24 protein-coding genes and 1 tRNA gene are annotated in these 23,232 nt (G+C 60.4%); 8 read left to right on the top strand and 17 right to left on the bottom strand.

The window, feature by feature from the left end; all coding sequences use genetic code 11:
- The first annotated feature begins 134 nt into the window (after positions 1 to 134).
- The gene (locus tag AC6GQJ_RS01850; protein WP_500771201.1) at positions 135 to 1,667 is read left to right on the top strand and encodes a catalase; all 1,533 of its coding nucleotides are present in this window, start codon (positions 135 to 137) and stop codon (positions 1,665 to 1,667) included.
- A 54-nt stretch (positions 1,668 to 1,721) separates the two neighbouring features.
- On the opposite strand, the gene AC6GQJ_RS01845 is transcribed toward AC6GQJ_RS01850, so the two are convergent.
- Positions 1,722 to 3,266 carry a helicase HerA-like domain-containing protein gene (locus AC6GQJ_RS01845; protein ID WP_500771199.1) on the bottom strand — a complete coding sequence of 515 codons (1,545 nt, stop codon included), beginning with the start codon at positions 3,264 to 3,266 and terminating at the stop codon, positions 1,722 to 1,724.
- Between the two features lie 439 nt (positions 3,267 to 3,705).
- Between AC6GQJ_RS01845 and AC6GQJ_RS01840 the strand changes: the two genes are divergently transcribed.
- On the top strand, positions 3,706 to 4,347 hold the full coding sequence (locus tag AC6GQJ_RS01840) for an invasion associated locus B family protein (RefSeq protein WP_500771197.1): 642 nt from the start codon (positions 3,706 to 3,708) through the stop codon (positions 4,345 to 4,347).
- A gap of 83 nt (positions 4,348 to 4,430) precedes the next feature.
- On the opposite strand, the gene AC6GQJ_RS01835 is transcribed toward AC6GQJ_RS01840, so the two are convergent.
- Genes AC6GQJ_RS01835 through AC6GQJ_RS01820 form a run of 4 tightly spaced genes read right to left on the bottom strand, consistent with a single transcriptional unit; the run spans position 4,431 to position 8,645 of the window.
- Positions 4,431 to 5,639: a beta-ketoacyl-[acyl-carrier-protein] synthase family protein gene (locus AC6GQJ_RS01835; protein ID WP_500771195.1), complete on the bottom strand. Its 1,209-nt coding sequence runs from the start codon at positions 5,637 to 5,639 to the stop codon at positions 4,431 to 4,433.
- The gene (locus tag AC6GQJ_RS01830; RefSeq protein WP_500774002.1) at positions 5,639 to 5,932 is read right to left on the bottom strand and encodes an acyl carrier protein; all 294 of its coding nucleotides are present in this window, start codon (positions 5,930 to 5,932) and stop codon (positions 5,639 to 5,641) included. The genes AC6GQJ_RS01835 and AC6GQJ_RS01830 overlap by 1 nt, the downstream gene beginning before the upstream one ends.
- Entirely contained in the window at positions 5,933 to 7,024 is a 1,092-nt protein-coding gene (gene lpxD / locus AC6GQJ_RS01825; RefSeq protein WP_500771193.1) for a UDP-3-O-(3-hydroxymyristoyl)glucosamine N-acyltransferase, read from the bottom strand.
- A gap of 40 nt (positions 7,025 to 7,064) precedes the next feature.
- On the bottom strand, positions 7,065 to 8,645 hold the full coding sequence (locus tag AC6GQJ_RS01820; RefSeq protein ID WP_500771191.1) for a L,D-transpeptidase family protein: 1,581 nt from the start codon (positions 8,643 to 8,645) through the stop codon (positions 7,065 to 7,067).
- A 337-nt stretch (positions 8,646 to 8,982) separates the two neighbouring features.
- Here AC6GQJ_RS01820 and mepK point away from each other — a divergent pair, with 337 nt between their 5' ends.
- Entirely contained in the window at positions 8,983 to 9,552 is a 570-nt protein-coding gene (mepK, locus tag AC6GQJ_RS01815) for a peptidoglycan L,D-endopeptidase MepK (RefSeq protein ID WP_500771189.1), read from the top strand.
- A gap of 124 nt (positions 9,553 to 9,676) precedes the next feature.
- A tRNA-Arg gene (locus tag AC6GQJ_RS01810) sits at positions 9,677 to 9,753 on the top strand.
- 135 nt (positions 9,754 to 9,888) lie between these two features.
- On the opposite strand, the gene AC6GQJ_RS01805 is transcribed toward AC6GQJ_RS01810, so the two are convergent.
- Positions 9,889 to 10,506, bottom strand: a complete 618-nt coding sequence (locus AC6GQJ_RS01805; RefSeq protein WP_500771187.1) for a response regulator — start codon at positions 10,504 to 10,506, stop codon at positions 9,889 to 9,891.
- 155 nt (positions 10,507 to 10,661) lie between these two features.
- On the opposite strand from AC6GQJ_RS01805, the gene AC6GQJ_RS01800 reads away from it, so the two are divergent.
- Positions 10,662 to 11,156 (top strand): putative pterin-binding protein, encoded by a 495-nt coding sequence (locus AC6GQJ_RS01800; RefSeq protein ID WP_500771185.1) that lies wholly within the window; start codon positions 10,662 to 10,664, stop codon positions 11,154 to 11,156.
- A gap of 45 nt (positions 11,157 to 11,201) precedes the next feature.
- Positions 11,202 to 13,724: a hybrid sensor histidine kinase/response regulator gene (locus AC6GQJ_RS01795; RefSeq protein WP_500771183.1), complete on the top strand. Its 2,523-nt coding sequence runs from the start codon at positions 11,202 to 11,204 to the stop codon at positions 13,722 to 13,724.
- A 4-nt stretch (positions 13,725 to 13,728) separates the two neighbouring features.
- Here AC6GQJ_RS01795 and AC6GQJ_RS01790 read toward each other — a convergent pair whose 3' ends face one another.
- The 11 genes from AC6GQJ_RS01790 to iscR form a co-directional block, all read right to left on the bottom strand.
- Positions 13,729 to 14,949, bottom strand: a complete 1,221-nt coding sequence (locus AC6GQJ_RS01790) for a cysteine desulfurase (RefSeq protein ID WP_500771181.1) — start codon at positions 14,947 to 14,949, stop codon at positions 13,729 to 13,731.
- Positions 14,942 to 15,547, bottom strand: a complete 606-nt coding sequence (locus AC6GQJ_RS01785; protein WP_500771179.1) for a YIP1 family protein — start codon at positions 15,545 to 15,547, stop codon at positions 14,942 to 14,944. The genes AC6GQJ_RS01790 and AC6GQJ_RS01785 overlap by 8 nt, the downstream gene beginning before the upstream one ends.
- On the bottom strand, positions 15,544 to 16,041 hold the full coding sequence (locus tag AC6GQJ_RS01780) for a YIP1 family protein (RefSeq protein WP_500771177.1): 498 nt from the start codon (positions 16,039 to 16,041) through the stop codon (positions 15,544 to 15,546). Before AC6GQJ_RS01780 ends, AC6GQJ_RS01785 begins: the two co-directional genes overlap by 4 nt.
- A gap of 15 nt (positions 16,042 to 16,056) precedes the next feature.
- The gene (gene sufD, locus AC6GQJ_RS01775) at positions 16,057 to 17,337 is read right to left on the bottom strand and encodes a Fe-S cluster assembly protein SufD (RefSeq protein ID WP_500771175.1); all 1,281 of its coding nucleotides are present in this window, start codon (positions 17,335 to 17,337) and stop codon (positions 16,057 to 16,059) included.
- Positions 17,337 to 18,092, bottom strand: coding sequence for a Fe-S cluster assembly ATPase SufC (gene sufC / locus AC6GQJ_RS01770; protein WP_500771173.1), 756 nt, complete (start codon positions 18,090 to 18,092; stop codon positions 17,337 to 17,339). Before sufC ends, sufD begins: the two co-directional genes overlap by 1 nt.
- Before the next feature lie 77 nt (positions 18,093 to 18,169).
- Positions 18,170 to 18,484, bottom strand: a complete 315-nt coding sequence (locus AC6GQJ_RS01765) for a heavy metal-binding domain-containing protein (RefSeq protein ID WP_500771171.1) — start codon at positions 18,482 to 18,484, stop codon at positions 18,170 to 18,172.
- On the bottom strand, positions 18,481 to 18,684 hold the full coding sequence (locus tag AC6GQJ_RS01760; protein ID WP_500771169.1) for a hypothetical protein: 204 nt from the start codon (positions 18,682 to 18,684) through the stop codon (positions 18,481 to 18,483). Before AC6GQJ_RS01760 ends, AC6GQJ_RS01765 begins: the two co-directional genes overlap by 4 nt.
- Complete coding sequence (locus tag AC6GQJ_RS01755) at positions 18,681 to 18,923, bottom strand: hypothetical protein (protein ID WP_500771167.1); 243 nt, start codon at positions 18,921 to 18,923, stop codon at positions 18,681 to 18,683. The genes AC6GQJ_RS01760 and AC6GQJ_RS01755 overlap by 4 nt, the downstream gene beginning before the upstream one ends.
- Positions 18,924 to 18,926: 3 nt before the next feature.
- On the bottom strand, positions 18,927 to 20,453 hold the full coding sequence (gene sufB / locus AC6GQJ_RS01750; protein ID WP_500771165.1) for a Fe-S cluster assembly protein SufB: 1,527 nt from the start codon (positions 20,451 to 20,453) through the stop codon (positions 18,927 to 18,929).
- Between the two features lie 28 nt (positions 20,454 to 20,481).
- Positions 20,482 to 21,630 (bottom strand): cysteine desulfurase family protein, encoded by a 1,149-nt coding sequence (locus AC6GQJ_RS01745; RefSeq protein ID WP_500771163.1) that lies wholly within the window; start codon positions 21,628 to 21,630, stop codon positions 20,482 to 20,484.
- Between the two features lie 60 nt (positions 21,631 to 21,690).
- The gene (gene iscR / locus AC6GQJ_RS01740; protein WP_500771161.1) at positions 21,691 to 22,152 is read right to left on the bottom strand and encodes a Fe-S cluster assembly transcriptional regulator IscR; all 462 of its coding nucleotides are present in this window, start codon (positions 22,150 to 22,152) and stop codon (positions 21,691 to 21,693) included.
- 159 nt (positions 22,153 to 22,311) lie between these two features.
- Between iscR and AC6GQJ_RS01735 the strand changes: the two genes are divergently transcribed.
- Positions 22,312 to 22,965 carry an alpha/beta hydrolase gene (locus tag AC6GQJ_RS01735; protein WP_500771159.1) on the top strand — a complete coding sequence of 218 codons (654 nt, stop codon included), beginning with the start codon at positions 22,312 to 22,314 and terminating at the stop codon, positions 22,963 to 22,965.
- Positions 22,965 to 23,204 carry a hypothetical protein gene (locus AC6GQJ_RS01730; RefSeq protein ID WP_500771157.1) on the top strand — a complete coding sequence of 80 codons (240 nt, stop codon included), beginning with the start codon at positions 22,965 to 22,967 and terminating at the stop codon, positions 23,202 to 23,204. The genes AC6GQJ_RS01735 and AC6GQJ_RS01730 overlap by 1 nt, the downstream gene beginning before the upstream one ends.
- Positions 23,205 to 23,232: the final 28 nt, after the last annotated feature.

The raw sequence follows: 23,232 nt of genomic DNA, 5'->3' as shown, positions 1-23,232 counted from the left end.
CTTACAAGGCCGGCGCTTTCCAACGCGCCGGCCTTTTTCGTTTCGCGCAAAAATCGCGGGTCTTGGGCAAAAGTCCGGAACCTTGGCGGGCGTCGCGCTGTTGGTGTTCAGAGAACAACAGCGAGAGGCTGACCATGACCAATCCCACAAAGAATTCGCCCCCCACCACCACCGATGCAGGCATCCGCGTCCGCAGCGACGAACATTCCCTCACGGTCGGGCCGGACGGGCCAATCGTTCTGAACGATCATTACCTTCTTGAACAAATGGCCAATTTCAACCGCGAGCGTATTCCCGAACGCCAGCCCCACGCCAAGGGCAGCGGTGCGTTCGGCACGTTCGAGGTCACGCAGGATGTGTCGAAATACACCAAGGCCAAGATTTTCCAGCCCGGTGCGAAATGCGACATCGCCATGCGCTTTTCCACCGTTGCGGGCGAACGAGGCAGCCCGGACACATGGCGCGACCCGCGCGGTTTCTCGGTCAAGATGTACACCGAGGATGGCAATTTCGACATGGTCGGGAATAACACGCCGATCTTCTTTATCCGCGACCCGATGAAGTTCCAGCACTTCATCCGCAGCCAGAAACGCCGCGCCGACAACAATATGCGCGACCACGACATGCAATGGGATTTCTGGACCCTGTCGCCCGAAAGCGCGCATCAGGTTGCCTACCTCATGGGGGACCGCGGCATTCCGCGCACATGGCGCGAGATGAACGGTTATTCCAGCCACACCTATTCGCTGATCAATGCCGAGGGCGAGAAGTTCTGGGTCAAGTTCCACTTCATGACCGATCAGGGTGATGGCAACGCCTATCTAAGCCAAGACGAGGCGGACAAGCTGGCCGGTGCCGACGGGGATTACCACCGCCGCGATCTGTTCAATTCGATCCGCGACGGCGACTTCCCAAGCTGGACGCTGAAGTGGCAGGTCATGCCCTATGAAGAGGCCAAGACCTATCGCATCAACCCGTTTGACCTGACCAAAGTGTGGCCGCACGCGGACTACCCGCTGTTCGAGGTGGGTAAGCTGACGCTGAACCAGAACCCCACGGATTTCCACACTCAGATCGAACAGCTTGCGTTCGAGCCGAACAACATGGTTCCCGGTGTTGGTCTGTCGCCGGACAAGATGCTGCTGGCGCGTGGATTCTCTTACGCGGACGCGCACCGCGCGCGGCTTGGCGTGAACTACAAACAGATCCCAGTGAACGCGCCCAAGTGCCCCGTCTACAGCTATTCCAAGGACGGTGCGGGCCGGACCGAGGCGGTGTCGGACCCCGTTTACGCGCCGAACTCGTATGGCGGTCCGGCCGCGCAACCCGAAGCGGGCGGCGAAGCGGGCCTGTTCCATGCGGACGGCGACATGGTGCGGCAGGCCTATACGTTGCGCGAGGATGACGACGACTGGTCCCAAGCGGGCGCGCTGGTGCGCGAAGTGATGGACGATGCCGCACGGGAGCGGCTGGTCAACAACGTGGTCGGCCACCTGTGCGACGGGGTGAGCGAGAAAGTCCTCGTTCGTGCCTTCGACTACTGGCGCAACATCGACAAGGATGTGGGCGACCGGATCGAAAAAGGCGTGCGGGAGAAGCTCGGCGGAAAGTCCGAAGCGCTTGGCATGGCGTCGGCTGAAAGCATCGGCAAGGAGTTTGCCGAATAAGCGAGTTAACGATCTGCGGGGCGTCCTAGCCCCGCAGACACGATACGTGGCGCCCTAGCGCCCCTTGAACAGTCCACCAAGGATACCGCGCACCATGCGCCGTCCAGTGACGCCTGTCAGTTCCTTTACCACCATCTTGGTCATTGCCTCACCAAAGCCGGGGCTGGCGCGTGTCGTGCGCGAGGTTGATCGTGTGACCCCCTTACCGGAGTAGCGCCGCGCAGCGTTGAATTCGCGCAGCGATGGGGTTTCGGCCTCCTCCGCCTCTTCCTCGGCCTTTGCGGCCTCCGCCGCCGCCTTGTCGGCGCGGGCTTTCAGGATTTCGAAGGCGGATTTGCGGTCCAGCCGCTCGTCATATTTGCCGGACATCGCGCTTGCCGCCATCACCGCGGCCCGTTCGGCACTTGTGATCGGCCCAAGCTGTGACGATGGCGGGCGGATCAACGTGCGCTCCACCATGCCCGGAATACCCTTTTTCATCAGCATCGAGGTCACGGCCTCACCCACGCCCACTTCGCGGATCGCTTCCTCGGTCGAAAAGCGCGGGTTCTCGCGATAGGTCTCTGCCGCCATGCGCAATTCCTTGCGGTCCTTGGCAGTAAAGGCGCGCAGCGCGTGCTGGATGCGGTTGCCAAGCTGGCCAAGGATATCCTCGGGCACGTCGGCAGGGTTCTGGGTGATGAAGTAGACCCCCACCCCTTTGGACCGGATCAGGCGCGCCACCTGTTCGACCTTGTCCACCAACGCCTTGGGCGCATCGTCAAACAGCAAGTGCGCCTCGTCAAAGAAGAACACGAGCTTGGGCTTTTCCGGATCGCCCACTTCAGGCAGTTCCTCGAACAGTTCCGACAGCAGCCACAACAGGAAAGTCGCATAAAGCCCGGGCGAGTTCATCAGCTTGTCAGCAGCCAGAATGTTGATCGCGCCTTTGCCGTCCGCATCAGTGCGCATCAGGTCCGACAGTTCCAGCGCCGGTTCCCCGAACAGGCCCGCACCGCCTTGGTTTTCCAGCACCAGCAAACGGCGCTGGATCGCCCCAATGGAGGCCGTGGACACGTTACCATAGCGCAGCGACAGGGATTTGGCGTTCTCGCCGATCCAGACCAGAAGCGCCTGTAGATCCTTCAGGTCCAGCAGCGGCATGCCTTCTTCGTCGGCAAGGCGGAAGGCGATATTCAGGATGCCCTCTTGCGCTTCGGTCAGTTCCAGAAGGTTGGCCAGCAACAGCGGCCCCATCTCGGAAACGGTGGTGCGTACGGGGTGGCCCTGTTCGCCGAACAGATCCCAGAATGTCACCGGACAGGCGTGGTAGGAATAGTCGACAAAGCCGATCTTGGCCGCGCGCGAGGTGAACGCCTCGTGCAGCTTGTGATCGGGGCTGCCCGACTTGGCCAACCCCGACAGATCACCCTTCACATCGGACAGAAACACCGGCACGCCCGCGTTGGAAAACCCTTCGGCAAGGATTTGCAGCGTGACCGTTTTACCCGTTCCCGTGGCCCCCGCGATAAGCCCGTGGCGGTTGGCATAGCCTAGCTTGAGACCCTGCGCCGTGCCATAATCGACCCCGCCGCCGCCGATAAAAATATTGTCCGCCATGGTGTTAACCCTACTTTTTGAACCCTGTCGCAGTGACCATACAAAGTTAACGATTGGGTGCCATAGTGTTTTTGTTCCCGCCATTTTGTCCTTCTGGTGCGGAACATCCTCCCTGTCAGACTGGCCGCGCCCTGTGCGCGGCCTTTTTTCGTCGAACTGCACAATGGTGCAGGGGTTTTTTGCCCTCCAGAATAGCTGTTGACCGATCCACTAACCTTTCGTAGGGTCCGTTTCATAAGTCGGCCCAGTCCGACGGGGAGTAAAAAAATACGACCGAAAAGGAGGCTTCGCGGCCTCCTTTTTTGCGTTTCGCCCGATGGCTGCCGCTGCTGTGGATGGCCGTGTTTCGCTGGTGCGTTCAAAACTTTTCGCTTTGACGCTGACACGCCCGTACGGGCATGTTAGCAATCGCTCCAAACGCAACTATACCGGAACAATTATGCGCACTTCTTTGATTGCATTGACCATGGCAGTGATGCTGCCCGCGAGCCTGATGGCACAGACCGCAGAGACAGAAACACCCGCAGAGGAAACACCTGCGGAAGAAGCACAAACCGAAGAAGGGACAACCGCTCCCAACATCGAAGACCAGCTGAGCCTTGGTGAAGATGCCAGCGCCCCTCAGGTCGGTCAGACCTACACCGCCGAAACCAATGGCGACTGGGATCTGCGCTGCCTGAAAACCGAAGACGGCAACGACGAGCCTTGCCAGATGTACCAGTTGATGTCGGACAGCGAAGGCACACCTGTGGCCGAGATTTCGATCTTCCGCCTGCCCGAAGGTGGCCGTGCGGTCGCCGGTGCGACAATCATCGTACCGCTTGAAACCTCCCTGCCCCAGCAGCTGACCCTTCAGGTCGACAACGGTGCGGCACGCCGTTATCCGTTCTCGTTCTGCAACCCGATCGGCTGCTTCTCACGCGTGGGTCTCGTGGCCGAGGAAATCGCCGCCTTCCGCAAGGGCAACGCTGCGACGCTGACAATCGTGCCTGCGTTGGCACCTGACCAGAAGGTCGAACTGACCATGTCGCTGTCCGGTTTCACCGCCAGCTATGACAAGACGACCGTCAACGCCAACTGATCGACGGCTAAACCAATTGAAACCGCGTCATCCCTTGGGCTGGCGCGGTTTTTTTATGTCCGGTTGTTGGTGGATGTCGGCGGTTAAACCGCGCGCAAGGCCAGCACCGCGTTCATGCCGCCAAAGGCAAAGGCATTGGACAGCACCACATCGACCTTCGCATCGCGCGCCTCGTTCGGGACAACGTCCAGCGCGCATTCGGGGTCAGGTTCCTCATAGCCGATCGTGGGGGCAATCACCCCCTCGCGCAGCGCCATGATACAGGCGAGCAGTTCGACCGCGCCCGTGCCGCCGATCAGATGGCCATGCATCGACTTGGTCGAAGAGATCATCAGCTTGTCCGCATGGGGCCCGAACACGTCCGCCACGGCGGCGCATTCGGTCTTGTCATTGGCCGCCGTGCCAGTGCCGTGCGCGTTGATATAGCCGACCTGATCGGGATTGACGCCCGCATCGGCCATCGCCCCCGCCATCGCACGCGCCGCGCCGTTCTTGGACGGCATCACGATATCGCTCGCGTCCGAGGTCAAGGCAAAGCCGATCACCTCGCACAGGATGTCCGCACCGCGTTTGCGCGCATGTTCGTATTCCTCGAACACAAATACGCCCGCGCCTTCGCCCTGCACCATCCCGTTGCGGTTGGCCGAGAACGGGCGGCAAGCATCGCGTGACATGACGCGCAGCCCTTCCCACGCCTTCACACCGCCGAAACACAGCATGGATTCCGACCCTCCGGTGATCATCGCAGGGGCCATGCCACTGCGCACCATCTGGAAAGCCTGTGCCATCGCGTGATTGGACGACGCACAAGCGGTCGAGACGGTAAAGGACGGCCCCTTGAGGTTGTGTTCCATGCTCACGTGGCTGGCGGCGGCGTTGTTCATCAACTTGGGCACGACGAACGGGTGGACGCGGTTCTTGCCCTCTTCATAGACCGAGCGGTAGTTCGCATCCCACGTGCTGACGCCGCCACCGGCTGTGCCCAGAACCACGCCCGACCGCGCGGACAACTCGTCCGAGATCACGATGCCGGACTGTTCAATCGCCTCTTTCGCGGCGGCAAGGGTGAACTGGGTGAACCGGTCATAGAGGCTCATCTGCTGGCGGTTATAGCGGCCCTCGGCCTCGAACCCGCGCACCTGCCCGCCGATCTGGATCGACAGGCGTTCCACGTCCTGAAAGTCGAGCGCGCCAATGCCGCAGCGCCCCTCGCGCATAGCGGCCAGCGTGTTGGGAACATCGTGGCCCAGTGCATTGACGGTGCCTGCGCCGGTGATCACGACGCGGTGCATCAGGTTTTCTGTTCCGCGATCAGCTTTTCGATGCCGGTGACGATGGACTGCACATTCGAGATGTCAAAGTCGCTTTCGGACGGCGCATTCGCGTTGAAGGGAACCTGTATGTCGAACTCTTCCTCAATGGCAAAAATGCTTTCCACCAGTCCCAACGAGTCGATGCCGAGATCTTCGAGCGTGCTGTCCATGGTCACATCGGATGGTTCCAGCACCGCCTGTTCGGCAATGATCTCGATTACCTTGTCTTTCACGCTCATGGCTTTTGCCCCATTGCTTTCGACGCCCTTGATTTAGTCACTCGTCGTGTCCTTGGAAACCGCTTTTTTGAGGGCCGCAATGTCGCGCAAATAGCGCGGCAATCGGCGCAGTGCCTTATAGCTTTCGATCTGGGTCTGCATCTCGGTCGCGGGATAGCCCATCATGACCTTGCCCGCGCTGACCGATGACAAAACCTTGGCCGCGGCGCTGATCACAACGCGGTCCCCGATGGTCAGGTTGTCGGCAATGCCAGACTGTCCGCCCATGACGACAAAGTTGCCCACGACGGTCGATCCGGCGACGCCCACCTGACCGCAGACAAGCACATCATTACCCAGCACCACGTTATGCCCGATATGGCACAGGTTATCGACCTTGCAGCGGTGCCCGATCTTGGTGGCGCGGATGGTGCCGTTGTCGATGGTGGTGTTCGCACCCAGTTCGACGTCGTCGCCGATTTCGACATCGCCAAGACTGGCAATCCGCGACCAGCTTTGGCCCTGCGTGTCGCCCTGATCGCCAAGGGACTCGCGCACCTGTTCCACATTGCTTTTCTCGGGCGTGACAAAGGAAAATCCGTCGGCCCCGATCCGCACACCCGGATGGGCAATGAAACGCGCGCCGATCACGGCGCGTGCGCCAATGGTGACCTGTTCGCGCAAAAAGCTGTTCGGCCCCAGTTCCGCCTGCCATCCGACATAGCACATCGGCCCGATCACCGACCCGTCGCCGATCCGCGCCTCTGCGGCGATGACCGCCCCTGCCCCGATCGAGACATCGGCCCCGATCACCGCATCTTCGGCAATGATTGCGCTTGGGTGGATACCTTTAGGAAAGCCCTGCCCGCGATCCATCATCGCCGTTAGGTTCGCCATGGCAAAGCGCGGTCTGTTAGGCAAAATGGCGCCTTTCAGGCCCAAAGCCTCCCAATCCGCCCCGTCCCAGAGAAAGGCCGCGACGGCGCTGCCTGCGGCAAGGGTGTCGGCGTATTTGGGGTTGCTGGCCATGGCCAGATCACTGGCCGTGGCGCTGGCCGGTTCCGCAAGGGCGGTGACGATCAGCGTGTCGTCACCTACCACTTGCGCGCCGATTGCATCGGCGATGTCACGTAAACTGTAGCGCATGGATCATCCCCCGTTTGCGTCGCCGCATTCGGGGAAAGGCTTACCCCTGAACCGCGCGAAGGGCCACCCCTGCCTGCGACAGCGCACGCCAGATTTGCGCGTCGCGGCCATAGATGTCGCGACGGTACTGGGTGTGCCCTTTGGCCGTGGTGAAGGCCGTGCGGTAGATGATGTGCACAGGCACCGGATTCTTCAGATCCACGCGGGCCTCTTTGCCGGTGGCCAGCTTGGCCTGAAAGAACCCTTTGGGGTCGTTCGTCTGCTTGGCGAGCAGCGCATAGGCAAAGTCGAACGGGTCGGCCAGACGCACACAGCCATGGCTGAACGCGCGCACTTCGCGGCTGAACAGGTTCTTGGCAGGCGTGTCATGCAGGTAGATGTTGTAGGGGTTGGGGAACATGAATTTCACCAGCCCAAGCGCGTTGCCTTTCGAGGGAGGCTGACGCATCGAGAACGGGAATGTTCTTTCGGTATACTGGGCAAAGTTCACGGCACTGCGATTGACCTTGCGGCCACGGCTGTCCGTGATCTCGATATGACGCACCGCGTTGCTGTTGCGTTTCAGCGCAGGCAGATATTCCTTGGTCACAATCGAGCGCGGGACATACCAGCTCGGATTGATGACCATGAATTCCATCACGTCCGAGAATTCGACTGTCGGGCGGTCATCCTTATTGGCCCCCACGACCGAGCGGGTCGAGAATGTGACCTTGCCGTTGTCGATGATCTTGGCGGTAAAGTCAGGGATGTTGACCAGCACGTGGCGCTTGCCGCGTTCCTGGTTCAACCAACGCTCGCGCTCCATCGCGACCATGATGGATTGCAGACGTTCCTGCACACCTTTGTTCAACTCGGTCATGGTACCGGCACCGGCAACACCATCAGCGGCAAGGCCGTGGGCCAGTTGGAACTGTTGAACCGCAGACTGCATCGCCGCGTCATAGGTCTGGCTGTTGGTGCGGTTGAGGAAGCCCATGGCGATCAGGCGGTTGCGCATCGCCACAACGGCAGCACCCGACTGGCCAGGTTTAAGGGAATTGGCAGGCACTTTCGGACCCCAGCCGCCCTTGGCAAGCTGACGCTCCATGCGCAGCTTTTCTTTCATCAGGGCGGTGTATTCCATCGTCTTGGGCGACAGTGCCTTGAAGAACCCACGGGGCGAGGATTTGGCGAAGTTCACCAGATAGGAGGTGCGGTCGCGATATGGCACGGCGCGCACGATGGCACGGTTCACACGGCTGGGCACCAGCACGCCGGTTTGCAGATCGCGGGCATATTGCAGGAAGGTGCGGCTCAGCTCGACCTCGACAAGGCCGCGATCACGGGCGGATTTGGCCGCCTTCATCTTTGCCTGCAACCCGTCCGCGTCATAGCGTGCTGTCGGCAGGCCGTGATCCCCTGCGCTGGCGAGCGCTTCGATCAGGGCGGCGCGGCGCTGGCGTTCGCGCCCCGACCGTCCGGTCCAGAGGCTTTTGTATCCGTTCGCCTTGTAGAACGCGGCAATGTCCGCATCCCGTGCGGCAGCTTCGGCCACGGCCTGTTTGAACGCGGTGACCTGTGCTGATGCCTGATCGGGGACGCCCGACAGCAACAGGCCAAGGGCCATACTTAGAACAAACATCCAACGTCTGGTAACCGCAGCGGTCATCTCGCACCTCATCAAATATACAATGGCTAGCTAAAAGCCCTTATTTCAAAGGCCTCATTGCCCTGTCCATTCACTTCCACGATCCGCGTGGAAACAAGCGGTGGATGATGCGCCCGTGCATCGGTGTCGCGCCAAGAAGACACAAATGCCAAAATTTGAGCAAATTATTGCTGTCAACTATTGCGACATCTGGGGAACCAGATTCAGCGCTTGGTAAACGAATCAAGTTATGGCATAGAGATGTTGCATCTGGGGATGAGATGAAAACCCGTTTAACATCACGGGTGGCAGGCTACGGGACGGCGCAGACATGACAAACGAAAACTCTACGGGTATGACCCGCCGGGCAGTGCTTGGCGCATTCGCAGCGACAGCGCTCACAGCAGCACCCACTTTTTCCAAGGCAGCAGGCTTCTTGCGCGGTGCGGGCGACATTCGCCGCTTGCGGATGTATTCGGGCCGCACCGGTGAACGCATTGATATGATCTACTGGATTGAAGGTAGTTACATCAAAGACGCCGTCAAGGAAGTGAACCACTTTATGCGCGACTGGCGCACCAACCAGTCCGTCGCGATTGATCTGCGCACCGTCGACATCATGGCCGCATCGCACAATCTGCTGGACGTCGACGAACCCTATATGCTGCTGTCGGGTTATCGCAGCCCGCAAACCAATGCCATGTTGCGGTCGCGCAGCAGCGGCGTTGCCAAAAATTCCCTGCACATGAAGGGTCAGGCCGCTGATCTGCGTCTGGCAAGCCGGTCCGTATCGCAAATGGCCCGTGCCGCCCAAGCCTGCCGTGGTGGCGGTGTCGGCAAATATTCCGGCTCGAACTTTGTGCACATGGATTGCGGCGTTGTCCGCACTTGGGGCGGCTAAAAGCCCCCCGCCATCCCCCGCCATCCCCCGCCATCCCCTGACGACCCGTAAGGCGTAGCGCGTGCTGCGCCTTTTTCTTTTTGCAATTGCGATGCCGCTTTTTGCTGGCTATACGGCCCTCAGTGGACCCTTAGCTCAGCTGGATAGAGCGCTGCCCTCCGAAGGCAGAGGCCAGAGGTTCGAATCCTCTAGGGTCCGCCATTCTTTCACCGACAATGATACTGGAAACACGCGCGGGCGATCCTGCGTTCGGGAATGTGTGCGTCTGAGAGCATTCGATTCGGCGCAGACATCGGGCCGCGTCTTGCGGCATTCACATGATCTGAAATTTCGCGCCTAGAAAACGTTGCGCTCTTTCGCGAGGAGTGCCGCTTGCGTGCGGTTTGTCACCCCCAGCTTGGACAACAGGTTTTTGACGTGCAGTTTCACCGTCACCTCCTGAATATCCAGATGACGCGCGATTTCCTTGTTCGACAGCCCGCTGCACAAATGTTCGAGCGTCTGCAATTCCCGCGTCGACAAGGTAGCAAACACCCCGCTTAGCTTGGGCGGACCGGACGAGGCGTTAAAGTCGAACGGGACGTACCGTTCGCCCGCCAGCAGGAACTTGATCGCATTAACCATGGATATCGCCGTCAGCGATTTGGGGATGAAGCCGTGCGCTCCGCGTTCCATCGCGGCGCGGGCGACATCCTGATTGGCCACACCGGACATCAGCGCGATTTTCGCCTTTGGAAAGGCGGCACAGGCGGCATCCAGACCGTCCAGCCCGTTCATGCCGGGCATGTTGTAATCAAGGATCAGCAGATCAACCGGATCGCCCTGCCCCGCCACGTTCAACGCAGCCTCCAGATCAGAGGCTGTGCGCACTGAAAAACCGTCTACATTTGACAGATATGCCGCAATCGTATCGCGTACCAAATCATGATCATCTGCAAGAACGAGTGTGGCCATGCCGTCCGTGTCCCTTGACGCGACGTACGACCCCAAAAGCCGGTACGACAAGTTGTGAAGACTATACCGAAGTATAGATGCCTATGCCAATGCGCGAACCACATTTATCAGATAAGCGGGTATCGACGACTTAGCCGGGTAAGAGGACAACAACTATGCTCAATCGCCACCACTCACGGACTTTTGGCACGGTTTTCGCCCTCTGCTCGGTTACTGCGTTCGGGGCGCTGGCGCAATCGCCTTTGGCCTTGCAAGTGACGCCGCGCCCCGAACAATCCCCGACCGTTGTGCTAAGCCTTGAAGCGCTGGACGCGATGGATCAGGTCAGTTTTTCCACCACCACGATCTGGACCGACGGACTGATCGATTTTTCCGGCGTATCCCTCAAGGCGCTGCTGGAAGAGCTCGAAGCCACCGGCGATACGGTCGAGATGGTTGCCCTTAACGACTACGCCGTCACCATCCCGCGCGACGAACTGGAAGACGACGCACCGATCATCGCCACCCGCATGAATGGCGAGGAAATGACCGTGCGCGACAAAGGGCCGTTCTGGATCGTCTTTCCCTTTGACGCGGATGACAAATACAAGACCGAAATCCACTATGCCCGCAGCATCTGGCAGCTTAACCGCCTGAACATGATAGAATAACGCCGCGACCTGCCTTACACCTGACTTCATAGGTAAAGGACGGGTATGAGAACGGGGCTGATCAGAATTCGCGCGGCTATTGTGGCAAGTTTTGCCATTCTGATCGTGCTGCTCGGCCTGATGGCCTCGAACCTGATGGTGCAGTTGCGCGATCTGTCCACCGCCGCGACCGACACCGCGCTCTGGAGTGTGACGCAGCTCGACAACCAGTTTGCCAATCTCGAAGCCGCCATTGCGAGCGAATTGCTTAAGCCCGCGCCTGATGGCGGTCTGGTCTGGCTTCAGGCGAGTATCGCGCTCAGCCGGATCGAGATCGTGACCCAAGGCCGCCCCCGTGCCCTGTTTGACAGCATTGACGAAACCGTCCCCCTGATGGAGCGGTTGGAACGCTTTGCGCAGGATGTGATCCCGCTGGTGGACCAGCCCCAATCCCTGTCGCGCGCGGATCAGGAACGGCTGCTGGGTCTGGTGCGCGATATGCGCCCCGATACGCGTCGTATGTCGCTGCTGACCGTCACCGAAGGCGCGGCCAGATCGCTGCGGGATCGCGCGAATGTGGCGCGGCAATTGCGCTGGACCGGCGGCGTGGCCATCGGGCTGATGCTCGCCATGGCGGCGCTATTTGTGGCGCTGGACCTGCTGTTGCGGCGCGCGGCCAAGCGGGACGCGCAATTGCGCGCCTCGACCGACAGCCTGACCTCAACCGTGGCGGCCTCGCTTGATGCGATTGTGACCTCCGATACCAACGGGCGTGTGACGGGGTTCAACGCCGCTGCCGAAACCATCTTTGGCTGGCGGCGCGACGAAATCATTGGCCAGCCGATGGAGGAAACGATTGTTCCTCACGCGATGCGCCACGGCCACCGCGAGGGTTTGCATCACTTTGTGGCAACGGGCGAACACAACGTCGTCGACAAGGGCCGGATCGAATTGACCGCCCTGCGCCGCAATGGCGAGGAGTTCCCGATCGAACTGAACATCACCTCGGCCGACGGGCCGGACGGGATGAGCTTTATCGCCTATATCCGCGACATCAGCGCCCGGATTACCAGCGAACAGAACCTGATCGAGGCCCGCAACCGCGCCGAACAGGCCGACCGTGCCAAGTCGCGTTTCCTGACCGTGATGAGCCACGAGATGCGCACGCCGCTGAACGGTATCCTTGGGGTGCTGGACCTGCTCAAGACCACGCACCTGACGCCCAAGCAGGAACGCTATGCGCAGGTGGCCATCGGATCTGGGGAAATCCTGCTGGAGCATGTGAACGAGGCGCTGGACATCACGCGGATCGAGACCGGAACGCTGGCGCTGAACATGGCGGGCTTTGACCTGCCCGCGCTGGTCGGCTCGGTAACGCAGGTGCTGGAACCGCTGGCGCGGGAAAAGGGGCTGACCCTTGGGGTGCACATTGATGACGCCGCCAAAGGCCGCTTTGTTGGGGACGCCAACCGTATCCGCCAGATTCTGACCAACCTGCTGGGGAATGCGATCAAGTTCACGGAAAGCGGCGGCATTACCGTCACTGCCAGCGTGGATGCGGATCACGCCACCCCGATGCTGGCCTTTGCCGTGGCCGACACCGGCCCTGGAATCTCGGACACGCAACGCGACCATGTGTTTGACGATTTCGTCGCCTTCGCCGCACCCGAGGACGACCGCCAACGCCGTGGCGACGGACTGGGCCTGTCGATCTCGCGCAGGATCGCGCGCCAGATGGGCGGCGAGGTGATGCTCGACACCACGCTTGGCACCGGGTCGAAATTCACGCTGCTGGTCCCGATGCAGGTTGATGACGCACCCGATGCATCGCAAGAGGCGCTGATAGACGACACTACACGCACCACCCCGTCCCGCCACATCCTTGTCGTCGAAGATAACGCAGTGAACCGCCATGTGCTGCGCGACATGCTCGAAGGGATGGGCCACAGGGTCGAGGAAGCGGTGAACGGGGTCGAAGCACTGGCACGCGCGGACGAGACTGCCTTTGACCTTATCTTTATGGATATCAGCATGCCGATCATGGACGGGATCGAGGCAACACGCGCCCTGCGGTCGGGCACTGGCCGGAACAAGACAACTCGGATCATCGGCCTGACGGCGCACGGGCGCGAGGAATACCGCGATGCCGCAAAAGAGGCTGGAATGGACAGGTTCCATACCAAACCTATCCGGCTGGCTGCACTGCACGACATCCTTGCCGACCCGTCAGACCATGACGCAGCTCCGCGCCCTTCTGCCCAAGAACCGGACGCGTTACAGGAATTAATCGACAGTCTCGGCGCGCAGGCGGTGACGCAAGCGGTGACGCGGTTCTTTGACGAATGCGACGCCTTTCTGGTGCAGCTACCAAATGGCGGGGCGTCCCTGCCCGGCACGGCGCATCAGATGAAAGGGGCTGCTGCGATGTTCGGTTTTGCGGAATTGGAAGCACGGTTTGACGCGCTGTCCGACGCGTTACGCGACGACCCGAAGGCGTCGCTCGAGGATAAGGGCGACGGGATCAAAACGGCCATGGAGCAGGCGCGGAACGCTGCAACCGCTGCGCTGGCGCGCAACGGAACGGCCTAGCCGATTACCCGAACAGATCGTGCGCCAGTTCCAGCGCGTCGATCAGCACATCCACCTCGGCCTTGGTGTTGTACATCCCGAAGGACGCGCGGCACGTGGCCGTCAGGCCCAAATGCTCCATCAGCGGGCCGGTGCAGTGTTGCCCCGCCCGCACCGCGACACCCTTCTTGTCCAGAATGGTCGAGATGTCATGCGCATGCCCCGCCCCGTCGATGGTGAAGGAAAAGATGCCGCCCTTGTTCGATGTGGTGCCTTGCACATGCACCCAGTTCAGCTTGGCCAGTTGTTCGACCGTGTAGTCGCGCAAGGAATCCTCGTGCGCCTTGATCGCGTCCATGCCGTAGGACATCATGTAATCAAGGCCGACGCCCATGCCGATCATCTGCACGATGCCGGGTGTGCCCGCCTCGAACCGCATGGGGCCGTCATTGTAGATGACGCCGTCCTTGCTGACTTCCTTGATCATGTCGCCGCCGCCCAGAAACGGGCGCATCTCGGCCATCCGCTCGGCACGCACATAGATCGCGCCGGATCCCGACGGACCATAAAGCTTGTGGCCCGTGATCGCATAGAAATCCGCGCCGATATCCTGCACGTCCACTGGCAGGTGCACGGCCGCTTGCGATCCATCGACCAGTACCGGAACGCCCTTTTCATGGGCGCCTGCGCAGATCGCTTTGACATCTACAACCGTGCCCAGCACGTTGGACATATGGGTGATCGCCACCAGCTTGGTCTTGGGCGTGATCGCGTCAAGCACCGCCTGCGGGTCCAGCGCGCCGGTCGCATCCACATCGACCCATTTGATCACCACGCCCATACGTTCGCGCAGGAAATGCCATGGCACGATGTTGGCGTGATGCTCCATCACACTCAGGATGATCTCGTCACCGGCCTGCATGCGCGGCATGGCCCAGCCATAGGCGACCATGTTGATGCCTTCGGTCGTGCCGGAATTAAAAATGATTTCGTCCTCATCCCCGACATTGAGGAAACGCGCGATCTTGCCGCGCACAGCCTCATAATTGTCGGTGGCAAGATTGGACAGGAAATGAAGGCCGCGATGCACGTTGGAATATTCGTTCGAATAGGCGTTGGTGATGGCGTCGATAACGACCTGCGGTTTCTGCGCCGAGGCCCCGTTATCGAGGTACACCAGCGGCTTGCCGTTCACCTTGCGTGACAGAATGGGGAAATCCGCGCGCACGCGCTCCACGTCAAACATTGCCAACTCCTCCGGCTGATACACCCAACAGGGTCGCGATCAGCATCATTCCCACCAAAAGCCCTGTCGCCACGGCAACAAGTAATCCGAATGCCCGCCAGAGCGAGCCAAAGCGCATACCTACGCTGACAAAGTTCAAAAACACCCAGAACACGGCGATTTGCAGTGCCAAAGCCATCAACCCCGCAAGGAACGGCATGGCCAGCCCGACCACCAGCATCACAACCTGCGCCACCGCGCGCAGCGCCTGCAACCAGACGATCAGGGCAAGCATGTTGCTCAGGCTACCCTGCCCGCCCATGGCGCGCCCCGCCCAATACAGCGCGTGGACCGACACGACGAGCATGCCCGCCACCAGCACAAAGAAGATCAGCGGGCGTTCCAGCAGCGCAAGGATCGGCAGTGCCGCGCGCATGGCCGGATCAACGCTGGCAGGGTTCAGCACCACAGGGCCAGAGGCCAGCAGCGCATTCACCGCCGCCACAGCGACCAGCACCATATACAGCGTGTTGCGGTTCAGATCCCATGCCATGATCCGTTCGGCCACGGCCTTGGGGTCACGTACCGTTTCGACGGCCAGATCGACCCAGAACTTCATGCTGCGGACCCGTGCACAGTACGGCTGGCACAGGTGCCGGCGATCCAGAACCACGCAAACACCGCGCACCACAGTAGACCGATGGCGCGCAGTTCGACACCGGGCCCGATAAAGCCCGCCGTCAGTCCCAACAGCAACACCACCGGCGTCGAGGCCAGCAGCGCCCAGAATAGCGCGACGCGGATCTGATAGCCTGACGGCGCACGCGGGATTACGCGGCTGACCACCCAGATGATGCCCGCCACCGCATACATCAGCAGCGGCACGATAAAGATCCACAGAAACGCCGACCAATAAAGCCGCGCCTGCAACGGTACATCAGGGTCCAGAAACGCCTCGCGCGCCTGATACGGCGTCTGCGCGACAAAGATCACCACGCAGGCCGCAATCAGAAAGTACAGCACACGATCCTCGCGCGCCTCGCCATCAAGGATGCGGGACACAACCCGACCCGGACCGCGATAGGTCGCGGCTATGTTGCGCGTGATCGCCATACTGTACCGCCCCTATCAGCTCCGGTGCCGTTCCAGCCAGCCTTGCAAACGACCCACCAGCACATCGCGCAGGGTTTCGTCCTCGATCTCTTCAACCGCTTCGGCAAGGAAGGCCAGCGTCAGAAGATCCGTGGCCGTGGCCGCCGGAACCCCGCGAGAGCGCAGGTAGAACAGCGCCTCTTCGTCAATCGCGCCCGAGGTGGAGCCGTGCGAACAGACAACGTCATCCGCGTAGATTTCTAGCTCGGGCTTGGCGAGGAACTGTGCGTCATCATCCAGCAACAGCGACTGGCTGATCTGGTAGCCGTCGGTTTTCTGTGCGCCCTGTTTGACAAGGATCTTGCCTTGGAACACGCCAACAGCGCCGTTGCGCAGCACCTTCTTGAACACCTGACGGCTTTCGCACCGCTCGGCATCGTGGGTCACAAACACGGTGTCGTCGTGGTGGAAATCACCATCCCCAACACAGGCACCCGCCACGTGGGCGACCGCATCATCGCCGATCAGTTCGATCACGCACTCATTGCGCGTCAGACGCCCGTTCACTGTGAGGGTGAAGGATTTGAACGTGGATTCCGTACCCAAACGCGCAAAAATATGCGTCGCAGCCAACCGCTCATGCGCGCGGCCTTGGGCGCGGACATGGTGGAAGGTGGCGTTGTCGGCCACATCGACTTCCATTACGTTGTTGAAACGTGCGGCGGCAGGACCGTTTTCCAGAATGGTCAGGTCAGCCCCTGCATCCAGCTTGATCACGTGGTGCAGGATCGCATCCGAGGAATCGTCGCTGTGGTTATAGACGATGTTCACCGGCTTTTCGGCCTTGCCCGTCACATGGATCAGCAAACCGTCAGTCGCATAGGCGGTGTTCAGCACGGCCAGCGGGCGGGACACAGGCGTCTGGCCTGCGGTTTCCAGCACGCCGTACAAGCCTTTGGCCCAATGGATGTCGGCCTTTGCCTCGGCCAGACGTTCGATGCTCATATGGTCCATCGCCAGCGCGTCAGAAGCGTCGGCATCAAACACACCATCGTTGAACACGATGCGCAGGGCTTCGGTCTCGGAGAAGATCGGTGTTTCGCCATCATCCAGCACAGCCGCTTTGGGCGTCTGTGCTTGGGTCAGCGCGTCGGGACGGGTGAATTTCCAGTACTCGTCGCGCCGTTGTGGCAGACCGGCGGCACGCAGCCGCGACAGCGCGTCGGCGCGCGCCGCATCGGACCAGCCGCCGCTTGGCAGATCAAGGGCGGCAATCCGCGCCTCGGTCGTGTCGGTTTTCTCTGCTGGTACGCCCATTACGCCACCTCGGACAGAATGTCGGTGTAGCCGTTGTTTTCCACTTCGAGCGCAAGCTCGGGACCACCGGTTTTCACGATACGGCCATCGGCCATGATGTGCACAACGTCCGGTTTGATGTGGTCCAGCAGACGCTGGTAGTGGGTGATGACAAGGAAACCACGCCCTTCGTCGCGCAGCGCGTTCACACCTTGCGACACCAATTTCATCGCATCGACGTCCAGACCGGAGTCGGTTTCATCAAGGATGCACATCTTTGGCTCAAGCATCGCCATTTGCAGGATCTCGTTGCGCTTCTTCTCACCGCCCGAGAAGCCGACGTTGACGGGGCGTTTCAGCATATCCGCGTCGATCTTCAACTCCTTGGCGCGCTCACGCACAACCTTGAGGAACTCTGCCGCGCTCATCTCTTCTTCGCCACGGGCCTTGCGCTGTGCGTTCACCGCGGTGCGCAGGAAGGTCATGTTGCCGACGCCAGGAATTTCGACGGGATACTGGAACGCAAGGAACAGGCCAGCAGCAGCGCGTTCTTCGGGTTCGATGTCCAGCAGGTCAACATCGCCCAGCATCGCGGAACCGGCTGTAACTTCGTAGCCTTCCTTGCCCGACAAGACATAGGACAGGGTGGATTTGCCCGACCCGTTCGGCCCCATGATCGCGTGCACCTTGCCCGCTTCGACTGTCAGGTCGACGCCTTTCAGAATTTGCTTGTCTTCTTCTTCAAGTTTTACGTGCAAGTCTTTGATCGTCAGCATTTTTCTTCCTCATTCATCATGTCTGGGGCCGTTCCCCCATTCGGGGCGCCCGTGATTTTTATCTTGGCTGATCCGGCCTAACCCAGAACGACAGCGGTGCCCGAGACCGATACCATCAGCATCGAATCCCCCACCACTTCGTAATCCAGATCGATCCCGATCACCGCATTCGCGCCAAGGGCTTTGGCGCGGTGTTCCAATTCGTTCATTGCTGTTTCGCGGGCATCCTGCAGCTTGGTCTCGTACACGCCCGAGCGGCCGCCGATGATGTCCGTGATACCGGCAAACAAATCGCGCACGACGTTTGCGCCCATGATCGCCTCGCCCACGACGATGCCGCGATAATCGGTGATCTTGAACCCTTCGACCGAAGGTGTGGTTGTCAGGATCATGCGCTTGCTCCTATCAGGTAGTTGATGGTCATCGCCACGACCAGCGCGCCCAGTGCGGCGACCGCAGCCGTCAGCAGAATCGACCCGCCCAGCAGCCAGTCCGACCCTCCGCGACGACGCCGCGAGAACAAGCCGATGCACACACCGATAAAGGTGCCGATGGCGATGCCCGCCGATTGTTGCGCCAGCAGAAAGATCATGCGCCCCGCCCGTTCTGATCATCGCCCGAGGCCAGCAGGAACCGCGCCACATTGGCCGCCCCGCCCACCATCGCCCCGCCAAGGGCAAAGGCCACCGCGTAATCCGTGTTCACCACCAAGGCGACCACACAGCCCAGCAGCGCACCGCCCAGAACAGCAAGCACCATGGACCGCGCCACACCCGCAGATGCAGCCGCGTTCCCGCCCTCGCCCGTCTGATCGTTGCGCTGATCTGTCATGGGTTAGCCCACCGAGCCTTCCAGCGAAATCGCTACAAGCTGTTGTGCTTCCATGGCAAATTCCATCGGCAGCGCCTGCAACACGTCCTTGCAGAACCCGTTCACAACCAGCGCCACGGCTTCTTCCTCGTCCATGCCACGGCTGCGGCAATAGAACAGTTGGTCGTCATCCACCTTGGAGGTCGTCGCCTCGTGCTCTACGCGCGAGGAGTTGTTCTTGACCTCGATATACGGGACTGTGTGCGCCCCGCATTTATCCCCGATCAGCAAACTGTCGCACTGGGTATAGTTGCGCGAGTTCTTCGCCTTGGGGTGCATGGACACAAGACCGCGATATGTGTTCTGCGCCTTGCCCGCGCTGATGCCCTTGGACACGATGCGCGACTTGGTGTTCTTGCCCAAGTGGATCATTTTGGTGCCGGTATCGGCCTGCTGCATATTGTTGGCGATGGCGATGGAATAGAACTCGCCTTGGGTATCGTCGCCCCGCAGAATGCACGACGGGTATTTCCATGTCACTGCCGATCCGGTTTCAACCTGCGTCCACATCACCTTGGCACGGTCGCCACGGCAATCGGCCCGCTTGGTCACGAAGTTATAAATGCCGCCCTTGCCGTTCTCGTCCCCGGGGAACCAGTTCTGCACGGTGGAGTATTTCACCTCGGCGTCTTCTTCGATGATGATCTCGACCACAGCGGCATGCAATTGCGCGATGTCACGCTGCGGCGCGGTGCACCCTTCGAGGTAGGAGACATAAGACCCCTTGTCCGCGATGATCAGCGTCCGTTCGAACTGGCCCGTGTTTTCCGCATTGATGCGGAAATAGGTGGACAGTTCCATCGGGCAGCGCACGCCCGGCGGGACGTAAACAAACGAACCGTCCGAGAACACGGCCGAGTTCAGCGTCGCATAGTAGTTGTCGCTGACCGGCACGACGGACCCGAGGTATTTCTTGACCAGTTCGGGGTGTTCTTTGATCGCTTCGGAGATCGAACAGAAGATCACACCGGCCTTTTTCAGCTCTTCCTGAAAGGTTGTACCGACAGAGACCGAGTCGAACACCGCATCCACAGCCACTTTGCGCGGCTGGTCGGTCAGGTCCTCGGCACCTTCAACACCGGCCAAAATCATCTGCTCTTTCAGCGGAATGCCGAGTTTTGCATATGTTTCCAGCAGCTTGGGGTCGACCTCGTCCAAAGACTTCGGCTTGACCTCCATCGATTTGGGGCGCGCATAGTAATACTGGTCCTGAAAATCGATTTCAGGATAATCGACCATCGCCCATTTGGGCTCTTTCTTTTCCAGCCAACGCTCGTAAGCGGCCAGACGCCATTCCAGCATCCACTCCGGCTCTTCGTTCTTCTCCGAGATCAACCGCACGATATCGGGGGACAGGCCCTTGGGCGCGTACTCCATCTCGATGTCCGTGGCCCAGCCGTATTTATAGGCCCCACCGACTTCGCGTACCGCATCAACCGTTTCCTGATCGACGCCTTCCTTGACGACGACATCATCTACAACATTGTCCATATCAGACATTTCCCCTCGTGCTTCGCGCTCAGACAGCGCGTGCCTCGTGTTTCTTCAACTTTTGCGCCCAGACTTCGGCAAAGCGCATAACATCTTCTTCGCGGGTTTCCAGCCCCAGTGACACGCGCACGGCATCACCGGCCACATGCCCCAAGCTCATCGCAGTCAGCACACGGCTGGCCTTGACCTTGCCACTGGAACAGGCCGATCCCGCCGAAATCGCGAATCCGGCAAGATCCATTTGCATCACCTGTGTTTCGCCCTTCCACCCCGCCGTGGCAAAGCAGGATGTGTTCGGCAAACGCGCCGCATCTTTCCCGACGAAAATAGTCGTATTCGACGCAGCCTCAAGAGCCGTTTCTAGAATATTTCTAAGTTTCTCGACCCGCGCCCATTTTCCTGCCGCCACGTCACGCGCTGCCGCCTTGGCTGCCGCGCCAAATCCGGCGATCCCGATGACGTTTTCCGTGCCCGAACGTCGCCCCATTTCCTGACCACCACCGCGCAACATCGCCTCGGGATCGTCACGGGTAAAGTTGATCAGCGCGCCAACCCCTGCCGGCCCGCCCAGCTTGTGCGCCGACAGGATCATAAAGGCAGGGCGCTTGTCGCTTTCATAGGCAACCGGCACCTTGCCCGCCATCTGCGTGATGTCACACAGGACTGCATAAGGCACATCACCGGCTAGCCCGTTGGCAACCACCGTAGCGTCCGGCTGCATCACGCCAGTCTCGCTATTGGCAGCCGAAATTGCGACCAACGCCGCTGGCGCATCACCCGACGCCCCTTGCGCAACCCACGCGTCCAGTTGCGCCGCCGCTGCCGCATCGGGCAAACCAGCGCCATCCACCGCTGCTGGCAGTTCCACCTCGCTCCAGACATGCACACAATCATGTTCCGTCGGCAGCGCCGCGAACCGATCACTGAACCGCCCCTTCTGCGCAACCGCCAGCGCCGCCGCCTCGGTGGCCGAACCTGTAAAAACCACCTGCGTCGGCAAACAGCCCACCAGTTTGGCAACCTGCACCCGCGCACGCTCCACCAACATCTTGGCCGAACGCCCTTCGGCATGCACAGAAGACGGATTGCCCACCACATCCATCGCCTCAACCATCGCGGCGCGCGCCTCGGCCCTTAATGGCGTCGTCGCATTATGATCCAGATAGACACGGCTCATCGGCCATACTTCTTTTCGTCAAAAATACTCCGGGGGCGTGGGGGCTGGCCCCCACAACACTCAGTTCTCATCCACCACCGCCATCAGGTTCGGCACCGCAGGACAAGGGGCCAAATCGTTGTCGATCACATCCGAAAGGCGGGTCTGGTGCAAAAACACATAGACATGGGCCGACAGCCCTTCCCACAAGCGGTTGGTCAGCGACTGCGCGCGCGACCCCGACGCCGCGCCAGACGCCCCTGCCCCTTTGTGCATGGCGTCCACTTTCTCATCCACAGCCGCCAGAATGTCCGACACGCGGATCTCCGACGGGGGCCGCGTCAGCCTGTACCCACCCCCCGGCCCGCGCACCGACGCCACCAGATCGGCGCGGCGCAACTTGACGAACAACTGCTCCAGATAGGGCAGCGAGATATCCTGCCGCATCGAGATATCGCCCAGCGATACCAACTTGTCGGACGGTTGCAGCGCGATGTCGCTGAGGGCGACCATCGCATAACGACCCTTGGTTGACAGTTTCATTCCCAAACGCCCCCGATTGACGTGCGCGCCCGAAGGCCATACATGCTTTGCGACCGCACGGGACAGATCCCGCGCATTGAATTAGAACCGTTCTAAGGTATCCGATAAAATTCGTCAAGAATTTCGGCACGCCAAAAAGACTAGACAGGACACTATAATATGCCCGAGGTGATTTTTCCCGGACCCGAAGGCCGCCTAGAGGGCCGCTATCACCCACAAAAGGAACGTGACGCGCCAATCGCCATCGTTCTGCACCCGCATCCGCAGTTTGGCGGCACGATGAATCACAAGGTGGTTCATGCGATGCACTATGCGTTCTTCAATATGGGGTTCACCGTTCTGCGATTTAACTTCCGCGGTGTCGGACGCTCGCAAGGTGAATACGATCAGGGCATCGGCGAACTGTCCGATGCGGCCTCGGCGCTGGATTACCTCCAGTCGATGAACAACAACTCCAAACATTGCTGGGTCGCGGGCTTCAGCTTTGGCGCGTGGATCGGCATGCAGCTTTTGATGCGCCGCCCCGAGATCACGGGCTTCATCAGCGTCTCGCCCCCTGCGAACATGTACGACTTCTCGTTCCTCGCACCCTGCCCGTCGTCGGGTCTGATCATCAACGGCACGGCTGACCGCGTGGCACCGCCCGCCGACACGGTCAATCTGGTGAACAAGCTGCACGAGCAAAAGGGCATCACGATCACCCACACCGAAGTCGAAGGCGCGGGCCACTTCTTTGAAGAACCCCACCTCGACACGCTGATCGGCAACACCACCGATTACGTCAAACGCCGCCTGACCGAGACCTCGCGCTGATGGCGGACCCCGTCGTCATCGAAATGGCCAACAAACTGGCCGAGGAATGCTTGGCCGTGCAGAACGAGGTCGGCGACGACCGTTTGTTTATGCAAGTGGGCGACGTGCTTGGCGCGTCGTCCCAGACCCTCGAAGAAGCGTTCCTGACTGCGGTGCGCACACGCATGGCCAATGATGCGGGCCGCCGTTTTCTTGCGCAAAAGCTCAAGTCGCACAAAGCGGCCAATCCCGACACGTAACTGGATCAGCGCGCTGATTTGCGCCGCC

The sequence above is a fragment of the Tateyamaria sp. 7Alg 36 genome (assembly GCF_059882455.1).
This window is presented reverse-complemented; position numbering and strand designations above follow the sequence as displayed.

Bases quoted from the DNA above. Each gene is read 5' to 3' on its own strand.
- AC6GQJ_RS01850 (WP_500771201.1), top strand. From the start codon at position 135: ATGACCAATCCCACAAAGAATTCGCCCCCCACCACCACCGATGCAGGC.
- AC6GQJ_RS01845 (WP_500771199.1), bottom strand. From the start codon at position 3,266: ATGGCGGACAATATTTTTATCGGCGGCGGCGGGGTCGATTATGGCACG.
- AC6GQJ_RS01840 (WP_500771197.1), top strand. From the start codon at position 3,706: ATGCGCACTTCTTTGATTGCATTGACCATGGCAGTGATGCTGCCCGCG.
- AC6GQJ_RS01835 (WP_500771195.1), bottom strand. From the start codon at position 5,639: ATGCACCGCGTCGTGATCACCGGCGCAGGCACCGTCAATGCACTGGGC.
- lpxD (WP_500771193.1), bottom strand. From the start codon at position 7,024: ATGCGCTACAGTTTACGTGACATCGCCGATGCAATCGGCGCGCAAGTG.
- AC6GQJ_RS01820 (WP_500771191.1), bottom strand. From the start codon at position 8,645: ATGTTTGTTCTAAGTATGGCCCTTGGCCTGTTGCTGTCGGGCGTCCCC.
- mepK (WP_500771189.1), top strand. From the start codon at position 8,983: ATGACAAACGAAAACTCTACGGGTATGACCCGCCGGGCAGTGCTTGGC.
- AC6GQJ_RS01805 (WP_500771187.1), bottom strand. From the start codon at position 10,506: ATGGCCACACTCGTTCTTGCAGATGATCATGATTTGGTACGCGATACG.
- AC6GQJ_RS01800 (WP_500771185.1), top strand. From the start codon at position 10,662: ATGCTCAATCGCCACCACTCACGGACTTTTGGCACGGTTTTCGCCCTC.
- AC6GQJ_RS01795 (WP_500771183.1), top strand. From the start codon at position 11,202: ATGAGAACGGGGCTGATCAGAATTCGCGCGGCTATTGTGGCAAGTTTT.
- AC6GQJ_RS01790 (WP_500771181.1), bottom strand. From the start codon at position 14,949: ATGTTTGACGTGGAGCGCGTGCGCGCGGATTTCCCCATTCTGTCACGC.
- AC6GQJ_RS01785 (WP_500771179.1), bottom strand. From the start codon at position 15,547: ATGAAGTTCTGGGTCGATCTGGCCGTCGAAACGGTACGTGACCCCAAG.
- AC6GQJ_RS01780 (WP_500771177.1), bottom strand. From the start codon at position 16,041: ATGGCGATCACGCGCAACATAGCCGCGACCTATCGCGGTCCGGGTCGG.
- sufD (WP_500771175.1), bottom strand. From the start codon at position 17,337: ATGGGCGTACCAGCAGAGAAAACCGACACGACCGAGGCGCGGATTGCC.
- sufC (WP_500771173.1), bottom strand. From the start codon at position 18,092: ATGCTGACGATCAAAGACTTGCACGTAAAACTTGAAGAAGAAGACAAG.
- AC6GQJ_RS01765 (WP_500771171.1), bottom strand. From the start codon at position 18,484: ATGATCCTGACAACCACACCTTCGGTCGAAGGGTTCAAGATCACCGAT.
- AC6GQJ_RS01760 (WP_500771169.1), bottom strand. From the start codon at position 18,684: ATGATCTTTCTGCTGGCGCAACAATCGGCGGGCATCGCCATCGGCACC.
- AC6GQJ_RS01755 (WP_500771167.1), bottom strand. From the start codon at position 18,923: ATGACAGATCAGCGCAACGATCAGACGGGCGAGGGCGGGAACGCGGCT.
- sufB (WP_500771165.1), bottom strand. From the start codon at position 20,453: ATGGACAATGTTGTAGATGATGTCGTCGTCAAGGAAGGCGTCGATCAG.
- AC6GQJ_RS01745 (WP_500771163.1), bottom strand. From the start codon at position 21,630: ATGAGCCGTGTCTATCTGGATCATAATGCGACGACGCCATTAAGGGCC.
- iscR (WP_500771161.1), bottom strand. From the start codon at position 22,152: ATGAAACTGTCAACCAAGGGTCGTTATGCGATGGTCGCCCTCAGCGAC.
- AC6GQJ_RS01735 (WP_500771159.1), top strand. From the start codon at position 22,312: ATGCCCGAGGTGATTTTTCCCGGACCCGAAGGCCGCCTAGAGGGCCGC.
- AC6GQJ_RS01730 (WP_500771157.1), top strand. From the start codon at position 22,965: ATGGCGGACCCCGTCGTCATCGAAATGGCCAACAAACTGGCCGAGGAA.